The organism is Armatimonadota bacterium, assembly GCA_031081585.1.
GTDB lineage: Bacteria > Sysuimicrobiota > Sysuimicrobiia > Sysuimicrobiales > Humicultoraceae > Geohabitans > Geohabitans tengchongensis.
Genome location: JAVHLY010000007.1, coordinates 1 through 25,543, shown reverse-complemented (window position 1 = coordinate 25,543; position 25,543 = coordinate 1). Strand labels below are relative to the sequence as shown.

Genomic DNA, 25,543 nt, shown 5'->3' with positions numbered 1-25,543 from the left:
TGAACCACCCTCACGAAGGAGGGATGCAGACCGTGCGACGTGCAGCGGGGATCATCCTCATGCTCACCCTGGCCCTGGCGCTGCTGGTGGGCCCGCTGGGGTCCGCGCTGGCCGCGCCCCAGGTCCGGCTCTCCATCGCCACCGGCGGCACCGGGGGAGTCTACTTCCCGCTGGGAGGCGGCCTGGCCCGGCTGATCTCCCGCCACATCCCCAACGTCGAGGCCACCGCCGAGGTGACTTCCGCGTCGGTGGACAACATGCGCCTCATCGCCGCGAAGCGCGCCGACCTGGCCTTCACCCTGGCTGACACCGCCGTCGACGCCATCAAGGGGGAGGGGCCCTTCCGCGGCGCCCCCGTGCCCGCCGTCACGCTGACGCCGCTGTACAACAACTTCAACCACCTGGTGACGGTGGAAGGCACCGGTATTGCCACGGTGGCCGACCTGCGGGGCAAGCGCGTCTCGGTGGGGTCGCCGGGCAGCGGCACCGAGGTGACGGCGCTGCGTATCCTCGAGGCCGCCGGTCTCCACCCCGACCGGGACATCCGACGGGAAGGACTGGGGGTGGCCCAGTCGGTGGACGCGCTGCGCGACAGGAAGATCGACGCCTTCTTCTGGAGCGGCGGGCTGCCCACCCCGGCGGTCCTCGACCTGGCCACCACGCCGGGCACGCGCATCAAGCTCGTGCCCCTCGACTCGGTGCTGCCGACCCTCCAGCGGCGCTACGGCAACCTCTACTTCCGCGTGAGCATCCCCAACGGCGTCTACCCCGGCATGACCGCCACCGTGCCGACCATCGGGGTGGCCAACCTGCTGGTGGTGCACCGCGACTTCAACGCCGACCTGGCCTACCAGATCACGAAGCTCATCTTCGAGCGGCGGGCTGAGCTGGCGCAGGTGCACTCCGAGGCGCAGAACATCACGCTGGTCGGCATCGCCGGCCGCTCACCGCTCCCCTTCCACCCCGGCGCGGTGCGGTACTTCCGGGAGCGCGGCGTGGAGGGCTTCTAGCGGCGCGGGCGAGTCCGGTACCGCAGACGCGGGGGGCCCGGCGGCTGCGCCTTACGGCGCGGCCCCGGGCCGCCGCCCTGGCCGCGGTCGCGGTCGGGGTGGCCGTGGCCCTGGCCGGGCTGGCCCGGCCCGTCCCTGTCCTCACCGTCACGGATGAGGCCGGGGGGCGCCGGTGGCTGGTCCCGGTCGAGGAGGGGAGCCCCGTGGTCCTCGAGTACGTCAACTCCATCTGGGGCGCGCCCACCTGGGAGCGGTTCGTCGTGCGCTCGGGGCGGCTGGCGCTGGTCGAGGTGGCGAGCACGGCGGAGGCGGTCCTGGAGTACCACCGCCTGCCGGCGCCCTACCGGCGCGAGGACGGCCGCCTCGCCGCCCCCGTGACCGGGGTGACGCTGGACGCGCTCACGCTGCGCGTGGGGGAGCGGGGCCGCCCGGTACTGCACGTGGACGGTGCGAGCCTGCCGCTGTTCGACGCCGGGGTGGGGACGGGGCTGCGGGTGGAGGTGCGACGCCTGCCGCGCCTGCGCCTCTGGCTGGCGGAGGGACGAGGGTGAGGGACAAGGAGCGTCCGGCCCGGTCCGGCGAGCCAGCGCTGCCGACGTCCGCGCAGGCGCTCGAGGAGATCGTCGAGGAGTTCGAGGGCAAGACCCGGCGGCTCGGCGGGCTGGCCGGCTGGCTCATCACGGCGGGCCTCGTCCTGATGAGCCTCTACCACCTGTACGCGGCGCAGGCCACCTTCATCCGGCAGGCGCACCTGGCCATCCACCTGCTCTTCGTCCTGGTGCTCACCTTCCTGCTCTACCCGTCGCGGCGCGCGGCGCTCGCGCGCATCACCCCCGGCGACGTCGTCCTGGCCGGCCTGGCCGTCCTGGCCCTGGGCTACATCTTCGTGGACTTTCGGGGGTTCATCTACCGCGCGGTCATCCCCACCCCGCTGGACATCACCTTCGGGGTCATCACCATCCTGCTGGTGCTGGAGGCGACGCGGCGCACCGTGGGCAAGGCGCTGCTCCTGCTCGTCGTCGCCTTCCTGGTCTACGCCTTCGTGGGGCCGTGGTTGCCCCCACCCTTCACCCACCGCGGCTACGACCTGGCCCGTGTGGTCGGCCAGCTCTACATGACCCTCGAGGGGATCTTCGGCGTCCCGCTGGAGGTCTCGTCCACCTTCATCATCCTCTTCACGATCTACGGCGCCTTCCTCGAGCAGTCGGGGGCGGGCAAGTTCTTCGTGGACCTGGCCTTTGCCCTGACGCGGCGCCGGCGCACGGGCGCCGGGCAGGCGGTCACGGTGGCGTCGTTCCTGCTGGGCGGTCCCTCCGGCAGCGGCGTGGCCACCACGGTCACGGTGGGGGCCATCGCCTACCCGCTGCTGCGCCGCGCCGGCTACGACCGCGAGGCCGCCGGCGGCTTGCTGTCCGCGGGCGGCATCGGCGCCGTCATCTCTCCCCCCATCCTGGGGGCGGCGGCCTTCATCATCGCCGAGATCCTGAAGATCTCCTACCTGCAGGTGCTGAAGATGGCCATCATCCCGACGCTGCTCTACTACGCGGCCATCTTCTTCATGATCGAGCTCGACGCCCGCCGCTTCCACCTGCGCCAGGTGGAGATCCAGGCGGAAGACCCGCTGGCGCTGGTCGCCCGCTACTGGTACTTGCTCTCCTCGCTGGTGGTCATCCCGCTCTTCATGGTCCTGGGGTTCACCGCCATCAACGCGGTGCTGTGGGCGACCATCATCGCGCTGGTGACGTCCTTCTTCCGGCGGGAGACGGCGCTCGTGGTCGTGAAGCGAGCGCCAGGGCCGCGCCGGGTCTGGCCGTGGCTCGTCATGAGCATCCTGGCCCTGGCGCTGACTTGGATCATCGCCGGATGGCGGCAGGCGATGCCCTGGCCGCCGGCGGCCGTGTGGGCGGCGCTCTCCGCCTTCTTCCTGGTAGCCGCCCTGGTGCGGGACGGGCTCGGAGTCGGACGGATCACCGTGAACGCCACCAAAGGCGTGGCCGCGCTGGCGGACGGCAGCCGCCAGGTACTGGGCGTGGCGGTGACCACCGCGGCCGCCGGCATCATCGTCGGCGTGACGAACCTGACCGGCCTGGGGCTGAAGATCTCGGACATCATCGTGACCAGCGCCGCGGCGGTCTCCCCGTGGCCGGAGACGACGTTGCTCTTCACGCTGCTCTTCGCCGGCGTGGCGCTGTGGGTGCTGGGGCTGGCGCTGCCCATCACCGCCACCTACATCATCGCCGCGGTCATGGTGGCGCCCGCGCTCATCCGGCTGGGCGTCTCCGAGCTCGCCGCGCACATGTTCATCTTCTACTACGCCATCCTCTCGGAGGTCTCACCGCCGGTGGGCCTCTCCCCGCTGGCGGCGTCCGCGCTCACCGGCGGCAACCCCTTCCGCACGATGATGCAGGCGTGGAAGTACACGCTCCCGGCCTTCGTGGTGCCGCTCATGTTCACCATCCACCCCTCCGGCCTCGCCCTGCTCCTCGAATCGCCGCACTGGGTGGACGTGGCCAGGGTGACCCTCACCGCGCTGGTAGGCCTGGCGGCGCTGGCGTCGGGGGTCAGCGCCTGGCTGCTGCGCCGGACCACCCTCCTGGAGCGGGCGATCCTGCTCGTCGGGGGCCTGCTCCTGATCTACCCGGCCACCGCGCTCGACCTCATGGCCGTGGGGCTGATCGCGCTGGCGGTGGTGATGCAGCTCCTCCGCCCGCGGGTAGCCCAGGCCCTCTCCGCGGAGTGAGACCATGACGGACGCGGAAACCCCGCGGGACACCGCGACGCCAGGGGACACGCCAGAGCCGCAGGACACCCAGCCGCCGGCAGGAGACTCTCCGAGGGCGCCGGCGCCGGAGTCGCCGGCAGCGGAGCCGCTGCGGACGCCCGCAGCGTCGCAGGCCGCCGAAGCGCCGCAGGAGTCCGCCGCGCGGCCGGCCGAGGTCGACGCCACCGCCCTCGTCCTCACCTGCATCTCGCTGCTGGGGCAGAAGGCCTGGGCGGCGCTGGGCCTGGTCCCGGACCCGGCGTCGGGGAAGATCGAGCGCCATTTGGAGGACGCCCGGCTGGCCATCGACGCCGCGGCGGCGCTGGTGGAAGTCGTCCGGGGCCGGGTGGGCGAGACGGACCGGCGGGAGCTGGAGACGCTCCTCACCAACCTCCGCCTGAACTACGTCGAGCAGCGCAGCCGGGAGGCGGGGCAGCGGTAGTGCGCCGAGGCGGGGATGAGGCCGTGCGTACCCGGGTGCAGGCTCTCATCCGGAATGGCCAGGCCCGGTTCTGTGACTGGGTCCGCCTGGAGCTGTGGGCCGGCATCGGCGAGGCGAAACGGCAGTGGCTTCGCCGGATGGAAGGTCTCCTGGAAACGGTTCCCACGGACGATAGCGTGTGGGAGGCTGCCAGGCGGCTGGCGGGTGCGGCCCGCGCCCGCGGACGGACCTTCCCCGCCGCAGACCTCCTCGTCTCTGCCTGTGCCCGCATCCACGGGTTGGACCTGTACCACCGGGACGACCGCCTCACCAGACTCGCAGAGATCCCCCTGCCCCGCTGATCTCACCCGGCGGGCCGGTAGTGGCCCCTCGGGGGCGTACTCGGCTCAGCGCCGGGCCGCCTGTACGGCCGCCTCGATGGCCCGGCGCGTGAGCGCGTGGGCGAAGGGGCCGTCGGGGTTGTCGAACGTCCACACGTGCAGCATCTCGACCCGAGCGGGCCGCAGCTCCGTCCCCGGCGGGCAGGCGCCACCCTCTGACCGCAGGCGCCGACCGTCGCCGGTGAGGCACTCGTGGCTGTGCCACTCGGTCAGCGGGCCCCCCGGACGCGGCCCCTGCCCCCTGGGGGCGACGAAGAAGGCCCCCAGGAGCACTTCCCGGCCTTCGGGCAGCTTCAGGTAGACGAGCCCCTCGGGCCGCTGGGGGTCGAGGAGCCGGCCGTCCTGGCGGTACAGCGGGTTGCCGAAGTGCGCGGGACCCCACGTCTGAAAGCGCCAGGGGCCGGACTGGCGGTACCCTTCCGCTTCGGCGACCTGGCGGTCGGCGAAGCGGGCGATCCCCGCGCGGACGGCGGCCAGCAGGTGCGCCGCCGCGGCCTGCTGCTCGGGGGTGGCCTGCGGAGCCGGAGCGTGCTGGTGTCCGGCACCCTGGGCCAGCGCCGGGAACGCCGGGGCCGCCGCGGTCAGTGCCGCCGCCAGCCCCAGTGCCAGGGTGCAGAGCATCGCCATCCTCGCTGTCGTCGTCCTGACCGTCACCATCCTGCCGACCTCCTTTGCTCTCCTGGCCCTCGTCACGCGGTCACGGGGCGGGCACCCGGTCGGTACCGTCACGCGCCGTCTACGATCACCGCCCAAACTGCCGCAGCGCTGCGCGCAGGGCCTCCGCGTCGAGATGGTGGGCGAAGGGTCCGCCCGGATGGTCGAAGAGCCACACGTGCATCATCTCCACCGCCTCGCCCACGAAGGTGCTGCCCGGGGGACACTGCCCCGGGGCGATGGCCAGCGCCACGCGGCCGTCGGGGCGGATGCACATGTTCTCGTGGGTGTGCCACTCCGTGAGCGACCCGCCGGGGCGCGGGCCCTGCCCCTTGAAGGCCACGAACATCACCCCGAGCAGCACCGTCCGCCCGTCGCGCAGCCGCAGGTAGACGAGCCCCTCGGGGTAGCGGGGGTCGAGCCAGCGGCCGTCCCGGTTGTAGGCGCGGTTGTGCCAGTGCGCCGGCCCCCAGGTGCCGAAGAGGAAGGGGGTGGTGCGGCGGTACCCTTCCGCCTCCGCCGCCTCCACCGTGGCGAAGCGGGTCGCCGCCGCGCGCACCTCGGCCAGGAGCCGCTCGGCGGCCGCCCGCTGCTCGGGGGTGGCCCCGTCGGGCGCGTGGGTGCCGGGAGCGGGCGAAGGACCGCCTGCCGGGGCGGGTGGGTGGTGGTGCCGGTGCCCGTCGTCGCCGCTCTGCGCGACGGTCAGGCGGACGGTGGAGAGCGACAGGAGCCCGAGCAGGACGGTCGCGGCGACGGCCGCCGTTGCGGCCAGCACAGCCCGGCGGCGCACGGTGCTGAGGAGCAGGAGCGCGGTCGCGCCGACGACCAGGGCGATGCCCACCCCCGCCAGCGCATGCCCGGGGTTGCTCATGGTGAAGACCTCCTCACGAGCGGCCAGCCCCGGATCCAGGGCGTGCAGGCGGGCATCCAGGCGGAGCCCGAGCAGGAGCGTCAGGTTTCCCAGGAAGAGCACCCCCAGGGCCAGCCGCGCCATCGTGGTCATCCCGGTCCCTCCGTTCCGAAGGGGTAGACTGGAGGGGGATCGGTGCGGTTTAGCCGGCAGCGCCGGGAGGTATCCGGCCCCTGGCCGGGAGCAGGAGCGCTGGCTGAGGCCGATCCCGGAGGCGTCCGCTCGTGGCCGAACGGCTCAAGGACCAGGCCAGCCCGTACCTCCGCTCCGCGGCCCACCAGCCGGTGGACTGGTATCCCTGGGGGCCGGAGGCCTTCGAGCAGGCCCGCCGCGAGGGGAAGCCCATCCTGCTGGACATCGGGGCGGCGTGGTGCCACTGGTGTCACGTGATCGACCGGGAGTCGTACGATGACCCCCAGGTGGCCGCCATCATCAACCAGCACTTCATCCCGGTGAAGGTCGACCGCGACGAGCGCCCGGACGTGGACGCCCGCTACCAGCACGCGGTGCAGGCCATCGCCGGCCAGGGCGGCTGGCCGCTGACGGCCTTCCTCACGCCCGACGGCCGCGTCTTCTACGGCGGGACCTACTTCCCGCCGGTGGACCAGTACGGCCGGCCGTCCTTCACCCGCCTGCTGCGCCACATCGCCCAGTACTGGGAGGACCACCGCGAGGAGCTGCTGCGCGCCGCCGAGGAGGTCCACCAGCGCCTCGCGCCCGACCTGGCCGCCACCGCGCCCGGCGAGCTTGACCCGACACTGGTGGACCGGGCGATGGAGCAGGTGCGCCGCGCCTACGACCCGCAGCACGGCGGCTTCGGGCGCGCGCCCAAATTCCCCCACCCCACGACGCTCGAGCTGCTGATCCGCCGGGCCTACCGCACCGGGGACGCCACGCTCACCGACATGGTCGTGCGGACGTTGGAGCAGATGGGGCGGGGGGGCGTCTACGACCAGCTGGGCGGCGGGTTCCACCGCTACAGCGTGGACGCGCGCTGGATCGTCCCGCACTTCGAGAAGATGCTCTACGACAACGCCCCGCTGCTGCGGGTCCTGGTGCAGGCGTACCGCCTGACGCAGCGGCCGTTCCTCGCCGAGCTGGCGCGCGGCACCTACCGCTACCTGACCACGGTGCTGGCCGACCGCGACCGCGGCGGGTTCTACGCCAGCCAGGACGCCGACGTGGGGCCGCACGACGACGGCGACTTCTACACCTGGACGCTCGACGAGGTGCACGCGGTCCTGCCCGACGACGAGTTCCGCGTCGCCGTGCTGCACTACGACATCGGCGAGCGCGGGGCGATGCAGCACGACCCGCGCCGGAACGTCCTGCACATCGCCCGGGACCCCGATGCCATCGCCCTGCTGACCGGGCTGCCCGAGGCGCGCGTCGTGGCCCTGCTCGCCTCCGCGCGCGAGCGGCTGGCCGCCGCACGGGCGCAGCGCCCTCGCCCCGCCGTCGACGAGACCGTCTACGCGGGGTGGAACGGCATGGCCGCCAGCGCCTGCCTGGAGGCCTCCGTGGGGCTGGGCATCGAGGAGGCGCGCGAGCTCGCCCTGCGGGCCCTGGACCGGGTCCTGGCGGAGGCCTACCGGCCGGGCGTCGGCGTGGCGCACCGCGTGGCCCCCGCCGGACCGGCCCACTTTGGCCTGCTGGACGACCAGGTGCACGTGGCCGCCGCCTGCCTCGACGCCTTCGAGGTCACCGGGCGGGCGCGCTACCTCGAGGTGGCCCGCGACCTGGCGGAGGTGGTGCTGCGCGAGCACGAGCACCCGTCCGGCGGGTTCGTGGACGTGGCTCGCTCGGTGGCCGAGGCCCGCGCGCAGGACGAGCCCGTGCTCGCGGCGGTGAACAAGCCGATCCAGGACTCCCCGACCCCGTCGGCCAACGGCGTGGCCGTCCTGGTGCTGAACCGCCTCAGCCGGCTCCTGGACGAACCTCGCTACCGCCAGGCGGCGGAGCGCACGCTGCGGGCCTTCGCCGGCGTGCTGGCCGACTTCGGACTGTACGCTTCCACCGCGGTGATCGCCCTGGACGACTTCCTCCACGAGCCGGCCCACGTGGTGGTGGTGGCCGCCGGCCGGGACGGCGCGGGCTCCCCAGCTGCAGCCAGCCCGCCGGCGGATGCCCTGGTGGCAGGCGGTCCGCCGGTGGATGCCCTGGCGGCAGCCCTCCACGACCGGGCGCTGCGGACCTTCCGTCCGGACAAGATCGTCACGCTCGTGACGTCCGACGGGAACGGTGCGATCCTGCCGGCGCCGGTGCGCGCCATGGTGGCGGCGGCGACGGGGACGCGGGCCTACGTGTGCGCGGGGACAGCCTGCGCCCCTCCCACCGCCGATCCCGACGAGCTGGCTCAGCTCATCGAGGGCTTTGGGCGAAGCTAGCGACCGCCAGCCGAATCCTTCCCTCGCCTGCGCAGGGACCGCCGCGCCCCCGTGAGCCGCATCCGTCCGTGAGCTACGTCCGGCTGAAGCACGCCCTCTCCACCCTCGTCCTGGAGACGATCACGCTGCCGCCCGGACGGCGCGTCCTGCCCTGGCTGCGCGCCTTCGTCGCCCTCTCCCCCTCGGGCGGCCCGGTGTCGATTGAGGCGCTGGAGCAGGTTCCGGCTCCGATAGAAACGGCAAGGACGGCGCCGCTAGAGGGACAGGAGCAGCGAGACTCGGCGCACGGTCCGACGGAAGCGCGCGCGGAGCCCCTGGTTGCCGGCGAGGCCATCTCACTCCGCGAGGCGGTGGAACGGCTGCAGGCCCTCGGCCTCGTGGTCACCGCCGACGGGACCGTCGCCCTGCCCCCGGCGTTCCGGCCGCACGCCCCCTACTTCGTCGAGCGGGTAGCCCGTCTGGCCGACGCCGTGGAGGCGCTGGACGCCGTCGCCGGGCTGTGGCGCCGGGAGGACCTCCAGGCGGCGCTGCTGCGCGGCGTCATCCTCTTCAACGCCGGGCTCTACTTCGAGTGCCACGAGTACCTGGAGGAGGTCTGGCGCCACCGCGCGCCGCCCGGCGACCGCGACTTCTACCAGGGGATCATCCAGGTGGCCGCCGCCTTCTACCACTTCGAGAAGGGCAACCAGTTCGGCGCCCGGCGGTCGTTGGAGAAGGCCCTGCCGCGGCTGGAACGCTACCGACCGGCGCACCTCGACATCGACGTCGAGGCCCTCCTGGCGGCGCTGCAACCGTGGCAGGAACGCTTCCGCACCCCCGAGCCCGGCCGGCCGATCGCTCCGCCCGACCGGCCCCGCATCGTGCTGCTGTCAGAGGGCCGGCACGCCCCCCACGGAAGCACCACCTCCGCGGCCCGGCCGTCCGCCACGGTAGCGCCGTTCCTCGACCGCCTCGTGGCAACATTGCGCGAGCAGGGCTACGTCAGGTCACCACGCGTCGAACAGGCTTTCCGCAGCGTCCCCCGCCACCTCTTCCTCCCCCACGTCGCGATGGAGGTGGCGTACAGCGAGGAGGCCGTGGTCACCCGGCGCGACCCCTCGGGGATGCCCATCAGTTCCTCCAGCATGCCCGCCATCATGGCGGCCATGCTCGAGCAGCTCGATGTCCGGCCCGGGCACCGCGTCCTGGAGATCGGTGCGGGGACCGGCTACAACGCGGCGCTCCTGGCCGCGCTGGCCGGACCGACAGGGCGCGTGACCACGGTGGACCTCGACGAGGACATCGTGCAGGAGGCGCGGGCCCACCTGGCGGACGCGGGCTTCGCCGCGCAGGTCGTCTGTCGGGACGGCTGGCTCGGGGTCGAGGAGGACGCCCCCTTCGACCGGATCGTGGCGACCGTCGGCGTCTGGGATCTCTCACCGCACTGGGTTGAACAATTGCGCGAAGGAGGCGTGCTGGTCATCCCCTCTGGCTGCGTGCCGGACTGCAGGCCTCGGTGGTGCTGCGGAAGGAGGAAGGGTGGCTGCGCAGTCTGAACCTGGAGCCCTGCGGTTTCATGAGGCTGCGGGGGCCGCACCGGGGGCCGGAGGAGTACGTGAAGGTGGGGGAGTGGTTCGCGGCGGCCGACGAACCGACGGCTGAATGGGTGGACGCCCTGCGGGTGGTGCTGGCTCTTCCCCCGCGCACCCTGCCGGCGCCCGCCATCGGCTGGGCGTGGGCGAATGCGCTCCTGCTCGGTGCGCCCGGGGCGGTGAACCTCTCCAGGCAGGACGACTGGCGGCGGAGCCTGATCGGCATCTTCGACCCGGCCGCCCCGAGCCTGGCGGCCGTCGAGCGGGCGCCCGGGGTAGAGCCGCAGGTGGTGGTCTACGGCACGGAGGCGGCGCTGGAACAGCTCCGGGAGACGTTCGGGCGGCCCGGGGTGGCACTGCGCCAACTCAGGATCGAGGCCGTGCCTGCCGGAACGAGCCCGCCTGCGGGACCCTCCGACGGGGAGACACCGCTGGCGGTGTTCAAGCGACCTCACTTCACCCTCGTCATTGCCAGGGGCTCCACCTGAGTCCACCTTGTGGACTATCTGGCAGCACGGGAGCGGATCGCGATGCGGCTCCACCACCATCCCAATTCGGCCGGGCTATGCGGGTCTTCCGAGGAACCGGGGATGACGAGTAGGTGGTGGCGGAGGGGGCGGGATTTGAACCCACGGCTCGGCTTCTAACCGAGCCCCGGTTAGCAACCGGGTGCCTTGGACCAGGCTCGGCCACCCCTCCGCAACGATGCTATCTTACCATAAACTTCCTGCCGCGCTGGCCCCGCAGGCATTGACCCGCCACCATCTCCCGCCTGTACCCTGGAGTGCAGAGGGACTTCCCCCGCCCCGTCGAAGGACGCCGGGAAGCCGCCTGGGTCGCCACCGGCGGCTCGCGCGCGTCTCCGGGACGGCGGCCCGGGCGCGCGGGAAGACCACACGACCGGAGGGAGCACAGCGTGGCCGTCCTCTCTACGGAGATCGTTTGGCAGCCCACCCCGGAGCAGGCCGCGGCCACCCGCCTGGCCGCCTTCATGCGCCGCCACGGCTGCTCCGACTACGCAGCGCTGCACCGCCGTTCCGTCGAGGACCTGGAGTGGTTCTGGAACGCCGTCGTCCAGGACCTGGGCCTGGAGTGGTTCCGCCCCTACACCCGCGTCCTCGACACCTCGCGCGGCCTCCCCTGGACCACGTGGTGGATCGACGGGCAGTACAACTACGTGCACAACTGCCTGGACCGCCACCTGCCGCGCCTGGCGGACCGGACCGCCGTCATCGCCGAGCGCGAGGACGGCACCGTCGAGCGGGTCACCTACGCGGAGTTGCTGGCCCGCGTCAACCGGCTGGCCAACGCCCTCAGGCGGCTGGGCGTAGGGCGCGGGGACCGCGTGGGCATCTTCATGCCCATGGGGATCGCCTGCGTGGCCGCCACCCTGGCGGTGAACCGCATCGGTGCGGCCTACGTCCCCATCTTCTCCGGGTTCGCCGCGGGAGCGGTGGCCACGCGGCTGCAGGATGCCGGGGCCGTCTGCCTCATCACAGCAGACGGCTTCGAGCGGCGCGGTCGGCCCGTGGCCATGAAGGCCGTCGCCGACGAGGCGGTGGCGCAGACGCCGACCGTGCGCCACGTCGTGGTGGAGCGCCGTCTGGGCACACAGGTCCCCTGGCATCCGGAACGCGACCGCTGGCTCGACGACCTGGTCGCCGCTGAACCCGAGACGTGTCCCGCGGAGCGGACCGGCGCCGAAGAGCTCCACATGCTCATCTACACCTCGGGTACGACCGGTCGGCCGAAGGGCACCGTGCACGTCCACGGCGGCTTCCCCATCAAGGCCACCATGGACATGGCCTACGGCTTCGACATCCACGAAGGGGACGTGATGTTCTGGCTCACCGACCTGGGGTGGATGATGGGCCCCTGGGAGATCATCGGCGTGCTGACGCTGGGGGCCACCATGGTGGCCTACGACGGGGCCATCGACCACCCCGGGCCCGACCGGCTCTGGCAGATCATCGAGCGCCACCAGGTCACAGCACTGGGCATCTCCCCCACCGCCGTGCGCGCGCTGATGCGCTACGGCGACGAGCACCCGCGGCGCCACGACCTCTCCTCGCTGCGGATGCTGGGGGCCACGGGAGAGCCCTGGAACCCCGAACCGTGGATGTGGTACTTCGACCGCATCGGCGGCCGCCGCTGCCCGGTGATGAACTACACGGGCGGCACCGAGATCTCCGGAGGCATCCTGGGGTGCACGCTCCTCCACCCTCAGAAGCCGATGGCGTTCACCGCCCCGGTGCTGGGCATGGACGCCGACGTCTATGACGAGCAGGGCCGCCCGGTGCGCGGAGCGGTGGGGGAGCTGGTGCTGCGCCGCCCCTGGCCGGGGATGACCCGCGGCTTCTGGCAGGACCCGGACCGCTACCTGGAGACCTACTGGTCGCGCTGGCCCGACGTCTGGGTGCACGGCGACTGGGCGATGGTCGACGAGGACGGCTTCTGGTACATCCTGGGCCGCAGCGACGACACCATCAAGGTGGCCGGCAAGCGGGTGGGGCCGGCGGAGGTGGAGTCGGCTGTGGTGGCGCACCCGGCCGTCTCCGAGGCGGCGGCGGTGGGCGTCCCCGACGAGCTGAAGGGCGAGGCGGTGGTGGTCTTCGCCGTCCTGCGGCCCGGCGTCGAGCCCTCCGACGCGGTGCGGCGCGAGATCCGGGAGACGGTGGTGGCCGTCCTCGGCAAGACCCTGGAGCCCCGGGAGGTGCGCTTCGTGCGCGACCTGCCGAAGACCCGCAACGCCAAGATCATGCGCCGGGTCATCCGCGCGGCCTACCTGGGCACGGATCCCGGCGACCTCTCCTCACTGGAGAACCCGCAGGCGGTGGAGGAGATCCGCATAGCCGTTTAAAGGGGTCGGCACTCCAGGCTCTCGAGGTTGAGCGTCCGGGGCGGACGCTTGCGCTCGAGGCCATCCTGCGAAGAGCTCTTTTGGGGAGGATCCTCCCATGTCGTCTGGCGTGCGGCGAATTCGCGGCCTCAATCTGCGAGTAACCAATCTTCGTCGCTCTGTAGAGTTCTACACAGAGACGTTGCACCTCCAGGTAGAAGGCAGCTTCGGTCGGGAGGCCTTTCTCCGATGGTCTGATGGCGAGGATTTCTTGGGTTTGTTTGCACGCCAGACTGCTGGCCTGCATCACATTGAGCTCCGGCTCTTTGCTCCAAATGCGGACACTGCGCTGGCCGATCTCGCGCAACGGAGACTCTTACCCTTTGTCAGAAAACTCGGGAGCACCAGCATGGCGCCCCAGGTGCTGAAAAGGCGATTCGCCGAAGACGTTGAGGTAGTCAGGCCTCTCCTGGAGACCCCGCTGTTCGTCGAAGTCTCCGATCCGGACGGCCGTTCGATTGAGCTGGTCTATCTCTATCCAGATCGGACCGTGCGGGAGACGCCGGGGCTCCTGGAAATCGAAGTCGCCTCGTCACGCCCCGATCGGCTCAAGCTCTTCTACCAGCAGGTCGGTTTCGGCGTATGCGACGACGTATTGGTCGCGGCCAGCGGCCAGAGGTTGCGACTTCGACCAGGTGAGCGGCCTGAATATGTTCGCGCCACAGTTGTGGTCAGTGCGGCGGTCATCGAAGGGCTCTCGGCAGTCAACACACTGGAGGGGACCTTAGCGAGGGTCCGCGATCCGGACGGCCACGAGTGGCTACTCTATTCGGCATAGCCCTCTCTCCGCCAAGGCGCCTACTCCCCCACAGCGTGTCCGGAGGTGATGAGCACCGCCACTCGCCAGCAGATTCCACTGCCAGGCGTGCACCGACCTGATGCGGCGCGCGTCGACATCGACGTGCTGGCCTGCCCTCGCTGTGGCGGCCGCATGAGCCTCACCGCGACCATCGATCTCCCAGGTCATCCACACGATCCTCGCGCACCTGGGGCTTTCGACGGAGATCTCCCGCCCCGACGCACCCTAGCCCCCCTCCGGCCGGCTCCGTGGGCCTCATGAGGGACCTGCTGGTCTGACCGCCGGCCACGTGGCCCGTCGGTGCGCCTGCGGGCGTGCCTCGTGCCGTCTCCTGGTTGGGCACCCCTCCTTCCAATCCGAGAGAGCTCCCTTCATGCACTCTATCATGGGAAGCTCTCTCAGACGCGCAGCTATCATGGGAGACTCCCTCAGACGCGCAGCAGCGGTCGGGCGCTCGGCATCGTTGCTCTCCTCTCCCTAGCAGGAGGACTCCAGGGCCAAGGGCCAAAAGGCCCTCTATGGTGCCTATGCTCCTACGATCCCGCCCGGGACCGGGGCGCCTCGGTCGTTGCCGACCCGCGCGACCCCGGCACCGATCTCGTCTATTAGCTCTGGTTGATTGGGGAAGGGCAGCCGGTCAGCGCCGCGGCCTCTTCGGTCCTGCCCCGGCTGGGCAGTACGCCGCGCAGTCCGTCGAGGGACGTGACGCAGGATGATGCGGTTCGGCCTGCACAGCGGCGGACCTGACATTGCCACGATTCGAGCCCGGTGGCAGGAGGCCGACCGGCTGGGCTTCTACGCCTGTTCCATGGCCGACCATCCGCTCTGGCATATGCTGGAGACGTGGACCGTCTTCGCGGCCGCCGCAGCCTTTACGACGCGGCTTCGCCTCTGTCTTGGCCTCGCCCTCGTCTTTGTGCTTCTTCATGGCATTGAGCCCCTCGACACCATTCGGCTCTTTGCCGAAGAAGTGATACCCGCTTTCAACTGAGGACGCTGGAGCGTCTGCTCCGTGTCAGGAGGAGCAGCATGGCCCTTCTTCTATCCTGCGGACGAGCAGAAGCGTGTCTGGCTGGGTGGGATTCGACGAGCGGGGAGGCCCGGCGATCGCCCTTTGGTCGGAGGACGGCCACCTGACTTACCACGCCCCAAAGGGGGCCGAACTCGTGTAACAATTTTTTAGCGAAGACTACAGGGGGCGTCCGTAAGGCATGGGGGGAGTTCAATGGGGCACAAGGCGATAGCAACGCTGGGACTGCTTGTCATCGCAGGCCTAGTGATTGCGCCTTCATCGGCGCAGGTGTCGCCCGCACAGTGGATTGAGCACCTGGCTTTCAACGTCGAGGTCTCGCCCCTAAACAACACCACGCTCCGCCAGGCGATGGCCTCGGCTGTGGATCGGCAGGCCGTCTTCGATGCGGTCAGAACTACGCTGCCCTCCGGGTGGTCCTCCCCCGGGCCGGCGGGCTCATGGTTTCCGCCTATCCTGCCCCAGCACACACCTGACCTCCGGATTCATCCGTACGATCCGCCAAAGGCCAGAGAACTCCTTGCCACGGCAGGATTCCCAGATGGAAGCGGCCTCCCGGAGTTCGAAATTCTCTATCGGGGGGACCTCAGGTTTCGCCGGGTTGAGGCCGAGATGCTGACAATGCAACTGGCCGCGGTCGGAATCCGCGCCAGAGCTGTCGGTCTACCCACGGCCGATGCCTTCTTCCGACGGGTTGGCCGTGGCCCGAGCGGCAGCCCTGGAGCCTTTCAGATGGCGGTGCTGGCGTGGGTTGCGGGTCCCACCGGCGACTTCCTCAGGGAAATGTTCCTCCCGGGTGGCCCGCAGAATATCTACGGTTATCGCAACCCCGACGTCGGGCTCCTCATCGCCGATCTTCAGAGGGAACCCGACCAAAGCCGACGTCTGGAGCTGCTCCGCCAGGCTGAACGACTGATTCTGACAGACGCACCGGTCGTGCCCCTCGTGTATTACCGCGTACCGTAGCTTCACGGGAGTCTTCAACTCGGAGGCGCTGGAGACCCGGTCCGGAGGGATCTTTCGTCATGAGACCAATGGCCTGGACCCAGTTGTGGTCTCCCTGCGCAGGCGAATCTCCACCCGGCCCATCTTCACGCCAACCACCACCCACAACGTGTAGAGGAAGAGCGACATCCCGGCCAGCTCCATCGGCTCCTCGACCAGAACGGCCACCCGGAAGGGCAGGCTCATGCCGCCGTAGAGGCGGTGGGCCACGCCTTCGTACCACTCGACCCCCAGGGCGCCGCCCACGAAGAAGGCCGCCGCGAGCGCCAGCAGCACCCAAACCCGCGCCGGCAGCACCACCAGCAGCCTGAGGATCCAGAACCCGGCGATGACAGCAGCAACAACCGCGGCGATCCACACCCCCGTCTGCCCCGCCAGCGCCTGCACCCCCCCGTGGAACCGGTCGGTCACCGGCTCGTGGAGCGCCAGCATCTCGTCCACGGAGAGGAGGAGCACGCCGGCGGTGAGAACCAGCCACCCCGGGAAGCTCTGCCGCTCGTGCCGCCACGCCCAGGTGGCGATGAAGAGGAGCAGCCCCGCGGCGGCGGCCATGAGCACGGAGGTGTACCAGGCGGGGATGGACCGCTCGCGCCCCAGGTCGAAGAGCAGAACGAACTGTGTCGTGAACGGAGTATGGTACCGCGCGTGGATGAGATGGGCCAGTTCGTTCAGCCCCATGAGAAGGAGCTGCATGGCGGCGAGCCCAAGGCCGACCGTGCGTGATGGCAGCTGGAGCACGACGGGCCGGTTGCTCACCACCCGCCTCCTTCGAGGCCGACCCGCAACACCTGGACGACGGCGGGGACGTGACGTGAACGGTGGGTGACAACGGCGGAAGCCATCGATCACTCATGCTAGCACGCGTGGCGATGGGTGAGCCATGCGGCGTGGACCGGGCGACGCCCGGCGCCTGGGGCGACTTGCCCTGAGAGGCCATCCCGGGGCGGCTATCATCGCCAGTTGGCCCGGGGGCCCAGAGGTGGGAGGGCGCCTTGGACCCGTCAGGTTCGGGCAGGGAATCGGTAGAGCAGCGATGACCGAGCCGATCCTACCATTCCCCGTAGCGATGCGCCTCCTCATCGCCCTCCTGCCGGCCGCCCTGCCTCTGCTCGTGATGTATCACCTTCACTCCGTCGCGCTGGGGCTGCTGGCCATCCCGGCAGTCATCGTGACCGTGCTGGTGGCGGCGATCCTGGGAGTGCGGGCGCGGGGCATACGGGGCGCGGCGGCGGCTCCCCGCGAGTCCTGGGCCTTCTCGCTCCTGGTCTTGATGCTGGCAGCTGCGGTCACCGGTTACTACTGGCTCCGGGTCTGGGCGTATGAGGACTGGGAGATGCTCGGGATCACGGTCCTCCTGGCGCAGATCCTCGGCTTCTGGTGGCCTGGCGTATTGTACGCCATGGTCGTCCTGATGCTGGAGCAACGGCGGGTCGCCCGCGCGGGTTCGAGGCAGTACTGGCACAGGCTGGCTGCGGGGATGCTGGGTGGAGTGATCGGTCTCGTCGCCTACCCGCAGGTGGCGCCCGTCTACTTTCGGTACGTCGACCGGCAACCGGTGCAATACGCCATCCAGAGCCTTCAGTCCGCGACCCCCCACGCGCTGCACCTGATCCCCACGTCACCGATCCCCCCTCCCCCCGCCCCTCCCGGTGCCCGCATGGTCAGCGCCCCCGTGCCGGTCAGCCTGCAGGAGTTCCGTGTCGAGCGGGCGCGCCTGCGGTGGCACAAACGCGGCCGGCACCTCTTTCTGGAAGCGGACCTCGGCGACTGGAAGCGGGTGACCGCACAACAGAGCCTGCGCACGGAGGTCTTCTCGCGTGAGGTGCCCCACTTCGTCGCTCGTGCAGAGGAGCTCCTTCAGCGCAAGGACGTCCGGGCGATCACCGTCACACTCTACGTTGGTAACGGCGAAGCCCTCCGGTTCTACCGCACCGAGGAGACGAGGTGATCACTCCCCCCCAGGTGCGGGCTCGCCGCCCGCGTGCCCTCCGGCCCTTGAACTTCGCGCCACTCGTGGACCATGCTGGAGGTGGGCTGAGGTGATCCCAGGATGCCGGCCATTCCCGAGGCCTTCTTCCTGCCGTCCACCCGCTTCACCCCGGCCTACCTGCAGCTGGGGCTGACGGACCTCCGCCGGCGGGCGGAGGAGGCCCTGGACCTGCTGCGCTCCTGCGTCGTCTGCCCGCGCGACTGCCGCGTCGACCGCCTGGCCGACAAGTGGGCCCTCTGCAAGACCGGGCGCTACGCCATCGTCGGCTCCTTCTTCGCCCACTTCGGCGAAGAGGACTGCCTGCGGGGGTGGAACGGCAGCGGGACGATCTTCTTCAGCATGTGCAACCTGCGGTGCGTCTTCTGCTTCCGGCCTGGGGCGCGGGTCCTGACGGACCTCGGGATGCAGCGGATCGAGGAGATCTTCGAGGCGGCCGGAGACGAAGTCGTCGTCCCCGGGGGCCGGGTCCGGTTCCCTCGGGGCGTGCGTGTCGTCACGGCCACGGGGCGCCTGGCCACCGTCACCAAAGCCTTCCAGCACCCCTACGAGGGGACGCTGGTCGTCATCAAGCCGGTGGGGCTCCCCGCCATCGCGTGCACCCCCAACCACGAGCTCTTTGCCCGTCTCGACGGTCAACCGACCATGAACAGGGTTCGGGCCGACGAGCTCACTCCACGCCACCGACTGCTGGTCCCGCTGCCTGCGCTGGATCCTCCACCGGCCATTGACGCGCAGGCGGTGCTCCAGCCGTTCGTCGGGACGTACCGCAGGCCGGCCAGGCGCCGCGCACCGCTCCTCGTGCTGCAAGCGGAGGCAGCGCTGGCATCGGCAGGTCTGGCCTCATCGCGAGAGGTCGCCGACCGGCTGGGTTACCATCCGACCTATGCTCGAGCACTGCTGGCTCGGGTCCGTAGGGGACTGCGGCCCCAGGAGGGATCACATCGCAACGAGTTGGTCCGTGAGGGTGACCGCATCCGATTCACGACCGAGAGAGGCGCCGGCGTCCCATCCACCCTCCCGGTCACTCCGGAACTGGCCCGGTTGCTGGGCTATTACTGTGCCGAAGGCCACGTGGCCCGCGTGGCCGGCCGACCCAACTCCTACCGCCTGGTGCTCTCCTTTGGCCGACACGAGACCTCGCTGGTCGAAGAAGTCCGGGGACCGTTCCGAGCCGTCTTCGGGGTGGAGGCCAGAGTCTATCCGCGTCAGACAACTGTGACCGTCGAAGTAGGTAGTGCGTCCCTCGCCCTGCTGATGGTCGGTCTCTGCGGGAAGGGCTCTCACGGCAAGCATGTTCCCGCAGTACTCTTCCGCAGCCCGGAGCACATCGTCCGGGCCTTCCTGGAAGCCTACTGGGCTGGCGACGGGACCCGGCAGGGCGCGTACATCACGGCGACCACGGTCTCCGAAGAGCTGGCCTACGGGCTCGCCGGACTCCTGCTGCGGATCGGCATCCACCCATACTTCTACGCGACACCGCGACCCCCGTGGCAGGTCATCGGCCAGCGTGTGGTCCGTCAGTCCACAACGCTCTTCTTGGTGAAGTGCCGGAGGGATGTTTGGGAGGGACACGGGCCGAGCGCAGGGCGGCGGCCAGCACCGGCATGCGTCCCGATTCGCAGCATCACGCGGGTGCCCTACACCGGCCCGGTGTACAACCTGGAGGTCGCCGACGAGAGCCACTCCTACCTCGTCAACGGCGTCGCGGTCGCCAACTGTCAGAACTACGACATCAGCCAGCTGGGCGAGGGGCGGGTGGTCACGCCGCGGCAGCTCGCCGCCATGATGCTCCACCTGCAGGACCAGGGGTGCCACAACCTCAACTTCGTCACCCCCGAGCACGTCGTACCGCAGATCCTGGAGGCCCTGCCCCTGGCGGTGGAGCACGGCCTGCGCCTGCCCATCGTCTACAACACTTCGTCGTACGACTCCATGCACTCGCTGCGGCTGCTGGACGGCATCGTGGACATCTACATGCCCGACTTCAAGTACTGGACCCCCGAGCGGGCCCGCCACTACCTGAAGGCGCCCGACTACCCCGAGGTGGCGCGGCGGGTCATCACGGAGATGCACCGGCAGGTCGGGCCGCTGCGCCTGGACGAGCATGGCCTGGCCAAGCGCGGGCTGATCGTCCGCCACCTGGTCATGCCCGGGGCGCTCGACGACACGCGGGCCATCCTGCGCTGGATCGCCACGACCCTGGGTCCGGAGACCTACGTGAACGTCATGGACCAGTACTACCCCGCCGGGCAGGTCGGCAAGAACCCCAAGTACGAGGACATCAACCGGCGCCTCTTCCCCGCCGAGTTCGCCGAGGCGCTACGGGCCGCGCGGGAGGCCGGACTGGTCCGGCTGGACGTGCGCATCCCCCGCCGGCCCTGGGTGCGCTGGGAGCCCGTGCCGGCAGCCGCGGCCGTGTGATGGCCGTCCGCACGCCCGTCCCGCTGACCCCCAACGCCCGGCAGGTCCTGGAGCGCCGCTACCTCAAGCGGGACGCGCAGGGCCGGCCGGCCGAATCTCCGGAGGAGCTCTTCTGGCGCGTCGCCCGCAACATCGCCGAGGCCGAGGCTGCCTGGGGCGGGGACGTGGAGCGGTGGGCCGAGCGCTTCAACGCCCTCATGACCTCGCTGGACTTCCTGCCCAACTCCCCCACGCTGATGAACGCCGGGCGCGACCTGCAGCAGCTGGCGGCCTGCTTCGTCCTCCCCATCGAGGACTCGCTGGAGTCGATCTTCGAGACGCTGAAGCTCACCGCCAAGATCCACCAGTCGGGAGGCGGCACCGGCTTCTCCTTCTCCCGCCTGCGTCCCCGCGGCGACCTGGTCCGCACGACCATGGGCGTGGCCTCGGGGCCGGTCTCCTTCCTGGAGATCTACGACGCCGCCACCGAGCGCATCAAGCAGGGCTCGTTCCGGCGCGGCGCCAACATGGGCATCCTCGACGTGACGCACCCTGACATCCTGGAGTTCATCGACTGCAAGCGCACCGGCGGCGTGACCAACTTCAACATCAGCGTTGGGGTGACCGAGGCGTGGATGCGCCTGGCGGTGGCTGGTGAGGCCTACGACCTGGTGAACCCGCGCACGGGCCGCGCCGTGGCCCGCCGCTCGGCCGGCGAGGTCCTCGACCGCATCGTGCAGGCCGCCTGGGAGACCGGCGACCCGGGCCTGGTCTTCCTCGACCGGATCAACGCGCCGCGCACCAACCCCACGCCCTTCCTGGGCCGCATCGAGGCCACCAACCCGTGCGGGGAGCAGCCGCTGCTGCCCTTCGAGGCCTGCGTCCTGGGCTCGGTGAACCTGGCGCACTTCGTGCGCAACGGCGAGGTCGAGTGGGCGCGCCTGGGGGACGTGGTGCGCCTGGCGGTGCGCTTCCTGGACAACGCCGTCGAGCAGTCGCGCTATCCCGTCCCGCAGATCGAACGCATCCACAAACACGGCAACCGCAAGGTGGGGCTCGGGGTCATGGGCTGGGCCGACCTGCTGGTCCGGCTGGGCGTGCCCTACGACTCGGAGGAGGCGGTGGCCCTGGCCGGCCGCCTGATGGCCTTCATCCAGCAGGAGGCCGACGCGGCGTCGGAGGCGCTGGCGGCGGAGCGCGGCGTCTTCCCCAACTGGGCGCGCTCGCTCTACGGCCCGGAGGGGTGGAACCGCCCCATGCGCAACGCCACGCGCACGACCATCGCCCCCACGGGCACGATCTCCATCATCGCCGGGTGCTCGTCCGGCATCGAGCCGCTCTTCGCGCTGGCCTACTACCGCCGGGTGCTGGACGGGACCATCCTGCGCGAGGTGAACCCCGCCTTCGAGGAGCTGGCGCGGGCGCGGGGCCTCTGGTCGGACGCGCTGGCAGAAGCGCTGGTCGAGCGGGGCGGCTGCCGCGGCCTGCCCGACGTCCCCGAGGAGCTCCACCGCCTCTTCGGCACGGCGCACGAGATCGACCCCGTCTGGCACGTCCGGCACCAGGCGGCGTTTCAGGCGCACGTCGACAACGCGGTGAGCAAGACCATCAACCTGCCCCACCGGGCCACCCCCGACGACGTACGCCGCATCTACCTGCTGGCGTGGGAGCTGGGCTGCAAGGGGATCACGGTCTACCGCGACCGGTCCAAGCGCTGGCAGGTCCTCAACCTGGGCCGCCCCGCCGGCACCGACATCGGCACCATCGAAGGTTCGGCTCCCGCCCCCGAGGAGGACAAGCCGACGCTCCCGCCCGAGCGCGGGGCCCGGGTGCTGGAGGTCTGCCCGGTCTGCGGCCAGGCCTCGTTCGAGTTCGCCGAGGCCTGCGGCAAGTGCCACTCTTGCGGCCACTCGACCTGCTAGGCCGTCTCACGGATTCCAGGCAATTCCCCGCGAGCTGACGGCGGCGAGCACCCCCCTTCCCGGGATCCCCCCTCCGCGTGGCTGGAACCGCTCATACGCGCATCCCGGCCCTCTTGACGGTCACGCGGGAACAGGGTGAATATCTAAAGGTGTAGATACAAAGAGGATACTGAGCGTCGATCCGCAATTGTTCTTGTCGAGGACTGGAGGGGAGTGACGGGTGCGCACCCGGGTGCGAAAGTGGGGGAACAGCCTGGCAGTGAGAATCCCCAAACCTCTCGCCGCGGAGGCGGGGCTCGAGGAAGGCGCCGGAGTCGACATGCGCGCCGCGGACGGCCGCCTGGTGCTGACCCCGGTCAGACCCGGGAGGTTTCACCTGAGGACCCTGCTGGCTCGGGTGACGAAGGCGAACCTGCACGGTGAAATCGAGACCGGAGGGCCCGTCGGACGCGAGGTGTGGTGAGTCCGCGGCGTTACACGCCACGCCGCGGGGATGTCGTGTGGCTGTCGCTCCAGCCGCAGGCGGGACATGCGCAGGCCGGACGGCGGCCGGCGCTCGTCCTCTCGCCGGGAGCCTACAACGCGCGCGTGGGGCTGGCGTTGTGCTGCCCGATCACCAGCCGGGCCAAAGAGTACCCGTTCGAGGTGACGATCCCGCCCGGGCTCCCCGTGACCGGTGTCGTCCTCGCCGACCAAGTCAGGAGCCTCGACTGGCGGGTGCGCAGGGCGGAGTTCATCTGCCGGCTCCCTCGCCCGCAGGTGGAGGAGACGCTGGCAAGACTGCAGGTCCTGCTGGGGGCAGGTGAGCCGTGACGATGATGGACTTGGTGCGCGTCTACGACGTCCACACGCAGGCGCGCGAGCGCCTGTTCGACTGGATCCGCCCGCTGCCCCAGGAAGCCTACACCCGTGAGTTCCCCTTCGCCCACCGCACGCTGCGCGCCACCCTGGTGGAGATCGCGGCCACGGAACTCTGGCTGGCCATGCGGCTCCGCGAGGAGCCCATGCCCCGCCCCTTCCGGCTGGAGCGGCTGCCCCTGAACGAAGGGGCCCTCCCCACCTTCGCGCAACTCGAGGCGGCCTGGCGGGCGGAGTGGCCGCGCACGCGCGCCACCCTGGCGGAGGACCGCGACTGGGAGCGGGTCATCGAGACCAGGCTCTACGGCAGGCGGCAGGTGGCCACGCTGCGGGCCCGGGCCCGGGACATCGCCACCCAGCTCCTGCTGCACGAGGTGCACCACCGGGCGCAGGCGATGGCCATGCTCCGCCAGCTGGGGGTCCCCGCCCAGGACCTGGACTTCATCTTCTTCGTGCAGGAAGAAGTGGTCCGGCCACTCGAGGAGCCGGGGGATGGCGGGACGGCCTCGCCGGCTCGTCAGCCGGGGTAGTCGGGAGGCCCTCCCCGGCCCACAGCAGCCGCGGGGACGACGGCTGGTCGGGGGCCCTGGGGATGGTAGAATAGACCTGATCGTCCTCCGTCGCGCGCCCGTAGCTCAGTGGATAGAGCGTCGGCCTGCGGAGCCGAAGGTCGTGGGTTCAAGTCCCGCCGGGCGCGCCAGCGATCCGCTCGCCGAACCCTCCCTCCTGCCATGATCTCCCGGTGTCCAGGTCGAGGTGCCGGGTGGAAATAGGGAGCGAGGTGACGATCCAAAGAGGCTCCCGCCATCTCATGGTCGAACCACACGCCGACAGCCTGATGGAACAGACCGAAGGACCCGAGGAAAGCGGAAGACTCCCTCCTGCCTTGACACCATGCGACAAACGGCGCGTACATCGTCGCTCCGAAGCTTCTCGGCACACATTGAATCCATCACAGGGCGTCAGGAAATTCGCGGCATAGCGAAGAACTCTTCGAAATCATCAAGTGCTCGCAGCGCTGTAGAAATCGACCTCCACTGATCAGCGAAGATGCTCTCAATCTGCTTGGCTCGATTCGGCGACTCAACCTTCCCCCAGGCGTTTAACTCTCTGAGTGCGAACCGTATGACGCTGCAAGAGAATGCGATCTCGAACTCTCATTGTCGCGCACCAGCCCACGTTTGATGCAGCTTCCTGAGAAAGTCCCGACGCCAATCCGGTTCGAACGTATTCGTCGTCCACACGATGGCGGCATCGAGGCCGACGTTACTGCCACACGCGTACTCCCAGTCGACCAGGCAGAATCCCCCGTTCGTCTTCAATACGTTTCGCGCGATGAGATCCCCGTGAGCAAGCACCTGAGGTCCTGTCCCAAGGGCACGCTTGGCAACGGATAACCGCTCAATCCCGATACTGAAGGTTCCGGTGTGCTGAGGGAATCTTCTTGTGACGAGTGGTCGATAGCCCGCCACCTTACAAATGAGCCGATCGGGACCAAACCTTGACACATGCCGTTCCGAATCCAAAAAGGGACTCGTTGGGAGAGCCTGAAGGGCCGCCAGCAAGTCAATCAAGGGGGCGACCATGTCCTCCCGCAATTCTCCTGGACCTGGGACCCGAGCCTTCGCGAGGGGGACTCCATCAACGTATTCGAACAACATCCAGGAAATTTCTCCCGGCGAAGTGGCAATCCGGCCATCGATGAGCGCCGGAGCGATGTGTCTGGAATAGCGCCTGAGTACTTGAGAGAAGAGGATATTGAAATCGAACTCGTGCTGAAAATTTCGGACCCACAGATCTTCACGCGACGTGAGCGCTTTGAAGAACGCCTTCATTCCCTGCGGAGTCTGCACAACAAGCCGAAACGTCTTCCTGCCCACCACCGGAGCCCCGACCGGCCGTAGTTTCAGCCTGGTCAGTTCACGTGTGATTGCCGACTCAAACTCCGAGTTGGCTCTCGGCATGTCCCGGTGACCAATCGTCATCAGGATCCGTGAGGCTGAGAGCTCTGTTTCAGATTAGGCCGATCGCAGGTCACAGTCTATCGGCAAATCCGCCACCATCGCATCTCTCTTCGGCCTCTTGCAGGAGGTGTGAGATCTCCCAAGACCTATCGGCAGTGCATCGATGATTCCCGGCACCCCCCAGGGCGTCCGCCAGCGCTTGGTCCAGGATATCAGTCTCGGAAAGGTGTTGACGCTTCGACCCTTCCTCACGCATGGTGAAACACCTCCGCAGGCGTCCGACCCCAGCCCAATCGGCATGGGGCCGACCCTACCGGCATTCTTGGTGCCTCCCCCGCCATGCTGGCGCGGCCTAAAGGAAGTCCAAATTCATAACCTTCGAGCCCTTGACCGCTAAGCCATAGGCGACCCCACGATCAACCGGGCTCCGGCTGCCGCTGCCGCCTGTGTGGAAGCGCAACACCTAGCAGGGTGCTGAAAAACCGCAGGTTCTCGCCGACTCGTGACGAATCTTTCTTCTCAACGGACGCACCTCACTCACTCCCTTCATAGGAGCACACC

The 25,543-nt window shown here is 69.9% G+C and carries 22 protein-coding genes and 2 tRNA genes; 19 read left to right on the top strand and 5 right to left on the bottom strand.

Annotation, left to right across the window (positions count from 1 at the left end; all coding sequences use genetic code 11):
* Positions 1-23 precede the first annotated feature (23 nt).
* The 5 genes from RB146_04105 (at position 24) to RB146_04085 (ending at position 4,554) form a co-directional block, all read left to right on the top strand.
* Positions 24-1,010, top strand: a complete 987-nt coding sequence (locus RB146_04105; GenBank protein MDQ7828165.1) for a TAXI family TRAP transporter solute-binding subunit — start codon at positions 24-26, stop codon at positions 1,008-1,010.
* Positions 1,011-1,108: 98 nt separating this feature from the next.
* Entirely contained in the window at positions 1,109-1,561 is a 453-nt protein-coding gene (locus RB146_04100) for a hypothetical protein (GenBank protein ID MDQ7828164.1), read from the top strand.
* The gene (locus RB146_04095) at positions 1,558-3,750 is read left to right on the top strand and encodes a TRAP transporter fused permease subunit (GenBank protein MDQ7828163.1); all 2,193 of its coding nucleotides are present in this window, start codon (positions 1,558-1,560) and stop codon (positions 3,748-3,750) included. Before RB146_04100 ends, RB146_04095 begins: the two co-directional genes overlap by 4 nt.
* A gap of 4 nt (positions 3,751-3,754) precedes the next feature.
* Entirely contained in the window at positions 3,755-4,213 is a 459-nt protein-coding gene (locus RB146_04090; protein ID MDQ7828162.1) for a DUF1844 domain-containing protein, read from the top strand.
* Between the two features lie 23 nt (positions 4,214-4,236).
* Complete coding sequence (locus RB146_04085; protein ID MDQ7828161.1) at positions 4,237-4,554, top strand: PIN domain-containing protein; 318 nt, start codon at positions 4,237-4,239, stop codon at positions 4,552-4,554.
* A 45-nt stretch (positions 4,555-4,599) separates the two neighbouring features.
* Here RB146_04085 and RB146_04080 read toward each other — a convergent pair whose 3' ends face one another.
* Positions 4,600-5,250, bottom strand: a complete 651-nt coding sequence (locus tag RB146_04080; protein MDQ7828160.1) for a hypothetical protein — start codon at positions 5,248-5,250, stop codon at positions 4,600-4,602.
* Positions 5,251-5,335: 85 nt separating this feature from the next.
* The gene (locus RB146_04075) at positions 5,336-6,250 is read right to left on the bottom strand and encodes a hypothetical protein (GenBank protein ID MDQ7828159.1); all 915 of its coding nucleotides are present in this window, start codon (positions 6,248-6,250) and stop codon (positions 5,336-5,338) included.
* Positions 6,251-6,381: 131 nt separating this feature from the next.
* On the opposite strand from RB146_04075, the gene RB146_04070 reads away from it, so the two are divergent.
* The 3 genes from RB146_04070 (at position 6,382) to RB146_04060 (ending at position 10,603) form a co-directional block, all read left to right on the top strand.
* Complete coding sequence (locus RB146_04070) at positions 6,382-8,544, top strand: thioredoxin domain-containing protein (GenBank protein ID MDQ7828158.1); 2,163 nt, start codon at positions 6,382-6,384, stop codon at positions 8,542-8,544.
* 68 nt (positions 8,545-8,612) lie between these two features.
* Entirely contained in the window at positions 8,613-10,079 is a 1,467-nt protein-coding gene (locus tag RB146_04065; GenBank protein MDQ7828157.1) for a DUF309 domain-containing protein, read from the top strand.
* 20 nt (positions 10,080-10,099) lie between these two features.
* Entirely contained in the window at positions 10,100-10,603 is a 504-nt protein-coding gene (locus tag RB146_04060) for a hypothetical protein (protein MDQ7828156.1), read from the top strand.
* Positions 10,604-10,720: 117 nt separating this feature from the next.
* On the opposite strand, the gene RB146_04055 is transcribed toward RB146_04060, so the two are convergent.
* Positions 10,721-10,814 (bottom strand) — tRNA-Ser (locus RB146_04055).
* Between the two features lie 217 nt (positions 10,815-11,031).
* Here RB146_04055 and RB146_04050 point away from each other — a divergent pair.
* The 4 genes from RB146_04050 to RB146_04035 all read left to right on the top strand — a co-directional run bounded on the left by RB146_04050 (position 11,032) and on the right by RB146_04035 (position 15,809).
* The gene (locus tag RB146_04050; GenBank protein ID MDQ7828155.1) at positions 11,032-12,975 is read left to right on the top strand and encodes an acetate--CoA ligase; all 1,944 of its coding nucleotides are present in this window, start codon (positions 11,032-11,034) and stop codon (positions 12,973-12,975) included.
* Between the two features lie 97 nt (positions 12,976-13,072).
* Entirely contained in the window at positions 13,073-13,792 is a 720-nt protein-coding gene (locus RB146_04045; protein MDQ7828154.1) for a hypothetical protein, read from the top strand.
* Between the two features lie 733 nt (positions 13,793-14,525).
* The gene (locus RB146_04040) at positions 14,526-14,804 is read left to right on the top strand and encodes an LLM class flavin-dependent oxidoreductase (protein ID MDQ7828153.1); all 279 of its coding nucleotides are present in this window, start codon (positions 14,526-14,528) and stop codon (positions 14,802-14,804) included.
* Between the two features lie 234 nt (positions 14,805-15,038).
* Positions 15,039-15,809, top strand: coding sequence for an ABC transporter substrate-binding protein (locus RB146_04035; protein MDQ7828152.1), 771 nt, complete (start codon positions 15,039-15,041; stop codon positions 15,807-15,809).
* Positions 15,810-15,866: 57 nt separating this feature from the next.
* On the opposite strand, the gene RB146_04030 is transcribed toward RB146_04035, so the two are convergent.
* The gene (locus RB146_04030; GenBank protein ID MDQ7828151.1) at positions 15,867-16,604 is read right to left on the bottom strand and encodes a hypothetical protein; all 738 of its coding nucleotides are present in this window, start codon (positions 16,602-16,604) and stop codon (positions 15,867-15,869) included.
* A 277-nt stretch (positions 16,605-16,881) separates the two neighbouring features.
* Between RB146_04030 and RB146_04025 the strand changes: the two genes are divergently transcribed.
* From RB146_04025 to RB146_03995, 7 genes are all read left to right on the top strand, one after another.
* Positions 16,882-17,796, top strand: coding sequence for a hypothetical protein (locus RB146_04025; protein ID MDQ7828150.1), 915 nt, complete (start codon positions 16,882-16,884; stop codon positions 17,794-17,796).
* Positions 17,797-17,898: 102 nt separating this feature from the next.
* Positions 17,899-20,259, top strand: coding sequence for an LAGLIDADG family homing endonuclease (locus RB146_04020; GenBank protein MDQ7828149.1), 2,361 nt, complete (start codon positions 17,899-17,901; stop codon positions 20,257-20,259).
* Positions 20,259-22,160, top strand: a complete 1,902-nt coding sequence (locus RB146_04015; protein MDQ7828148.1) for an adenosylcobalamin-dependent ribonucleoside-diphosphate reductase — start codon at positions 20,259-20,261, stop codon at positions 22,158-22,160. The genes RB146_04020 and RB146_04015 overlap by 1 nt, the downstream gene beginning before the upstream one ends.
* Positions 22,161-22,380: 220 nt before the next feature.
* Positions 22,381-22,623 carry an AbrB/MazE/SpoVT family DNA-binding domain-containing protein gene (locus RB146_04010; GenBank protein MDQ7828147.1) on the top strand — a complete coding sequence of 81 codons (243 nt, stop codon included), beginning with the start codon at positions 22,381-22,383 and terminating at the stop codon, positions 22,621-22,623.
* Positions 22,620-22,973, top strand: a complete 354-nt coding sequence (gene mazF, locus RB146_04005) for an endoribonuclease MazF (protein MDQ7828146.1) — start codon at positions 22,620-22,622, stop codon at positions 22,971-22,973. Before RB146_04010 ends, mazF begins: the two co-directional genes overlap by 4 nt.
* Before the next feature lie 2 nt (positions 22,974-22,975).
* The gene (locus RB146_04000; protein ID MDQ7828145.1) at positions 22,976-23,548 is read left to right on the top strand and encodes a DinB family protein; all 573 of its coding nucleotides are present in this window, start codon (positions 22,976-22,978) and stop codon (positions 23,546-23,548) included.
* Between the two features lie 94 nt (positions 23,549-23,642).
* Positions 23,643-23,718: transfer RNA gene (locus RB146_03995), tRNA-Arg, on the top strand.
* 457 nt (positions 23,719-24,175) lie between these two features.
* Here the strand turns inward: RB146_03995 and RB146_03990 are convergent.
* Positions 24,176-24,853, bottom strand: coding sequence for an aminoglycoside phosphotransferase family protein (locus tag RB146_03990; protein MDQ7828144.1), 678 nt, complete (start codon positions 24,851-24,853; stop codon positions 24,176-24,178).
* Positions 24,854-25,543 lie beyond the last annotated feature (690 nt).

Bases quoted from the DNA above. Each gene is read 5' to 3' on its own strand.
- RB146_04015 (MDQ7828148.1), top strand. From the start codon at position 20,259: ATGGCCGTCCGCACGCCCGTCCCGCTGACCCCCAACGCCCGGCAGGTC.
- RB146_04035 (MDQ7828152.1), top strand. From the start codon at position 15,039: ATGGGGCACAAGGCGATAGCAACGCTGGGACTGCTTGTCATCGCAGGC.
- RB146_04000 (MDQ7828145.1), top strand. From the start codon at position 22,976: ATGATGGACTTGGTGCGCGTCTACGACGTCCACACGCAGGCGCGCGAG.
- RB146_04020 (MDQ7828149.1), top strand. From the start codon at position 17,899: ATGCCGGCCATTCCCGAGGCCTTCTTCCTGCCGTCCACCCGCTTCACC.
- RB146_04045 (MDQ7828154.1), top strand. From the start codon at position 13,073: ATGTCGTCTGGCGTGCGGCGAATTCGCGGCCTCAATCTGCGAGTAACC.
- RB146_04090 (MDQ7828162.1), top strand. From the start codon at position 3,755: ATGACGGACGCGGAAACCCCGCGGGACACCGCGACGCCAGGGGACACG.
- RB146_04080 (MDQ7828160.1), bottom strand. From the start codon at position 5,250: ATGGTGACGGTCAGGACGACGACAGCGAGGATGGCGATGCTCTGCACC.
- RB146_04075 (MDQ7828159.1), bottom strand. From the start codon at position 6,250: ATGACCACGATGGCGCGGCTGGCCCTGGGGGTGCTCTTCCTGGGAAAC.
- RB146_04105 (MDQ7828165.1), top strand. From the start codon at position 24: ATGCAGACCGTGCGACGTGCAGCGGGGATCATCCTCATGCTCACCCTG.
- RB146_04060 (MDQ7828156.1), top strand. From the start codon at position 10,100: ATGAGGCTGCGGGGGCCGCACCGGGGGCCGGAGGAGTACGTGAAGGTG.
- RB146_03990 (MDQ7828144.1), bottom strand. From the start codon at position 24,853: ATGAAGGCGTTCTTCAAAGCGCTCACGTCGCGTGAAGATCTGTGGGTC.
- RB146_04025 (MDQ7828150.1), top strand. From the start codon at position 16,882: ATGACCGAGCCGATCCTACCATTCCCCGTAGCGATGCGCCTCCTCATC.
- RB146_04040 (MDQ7828153.1), top strand. From the start codon at position 14,526: ATGATGCGGTTCGGCCTGCACAGCGGCGGACCTGACATTGCCACGATT.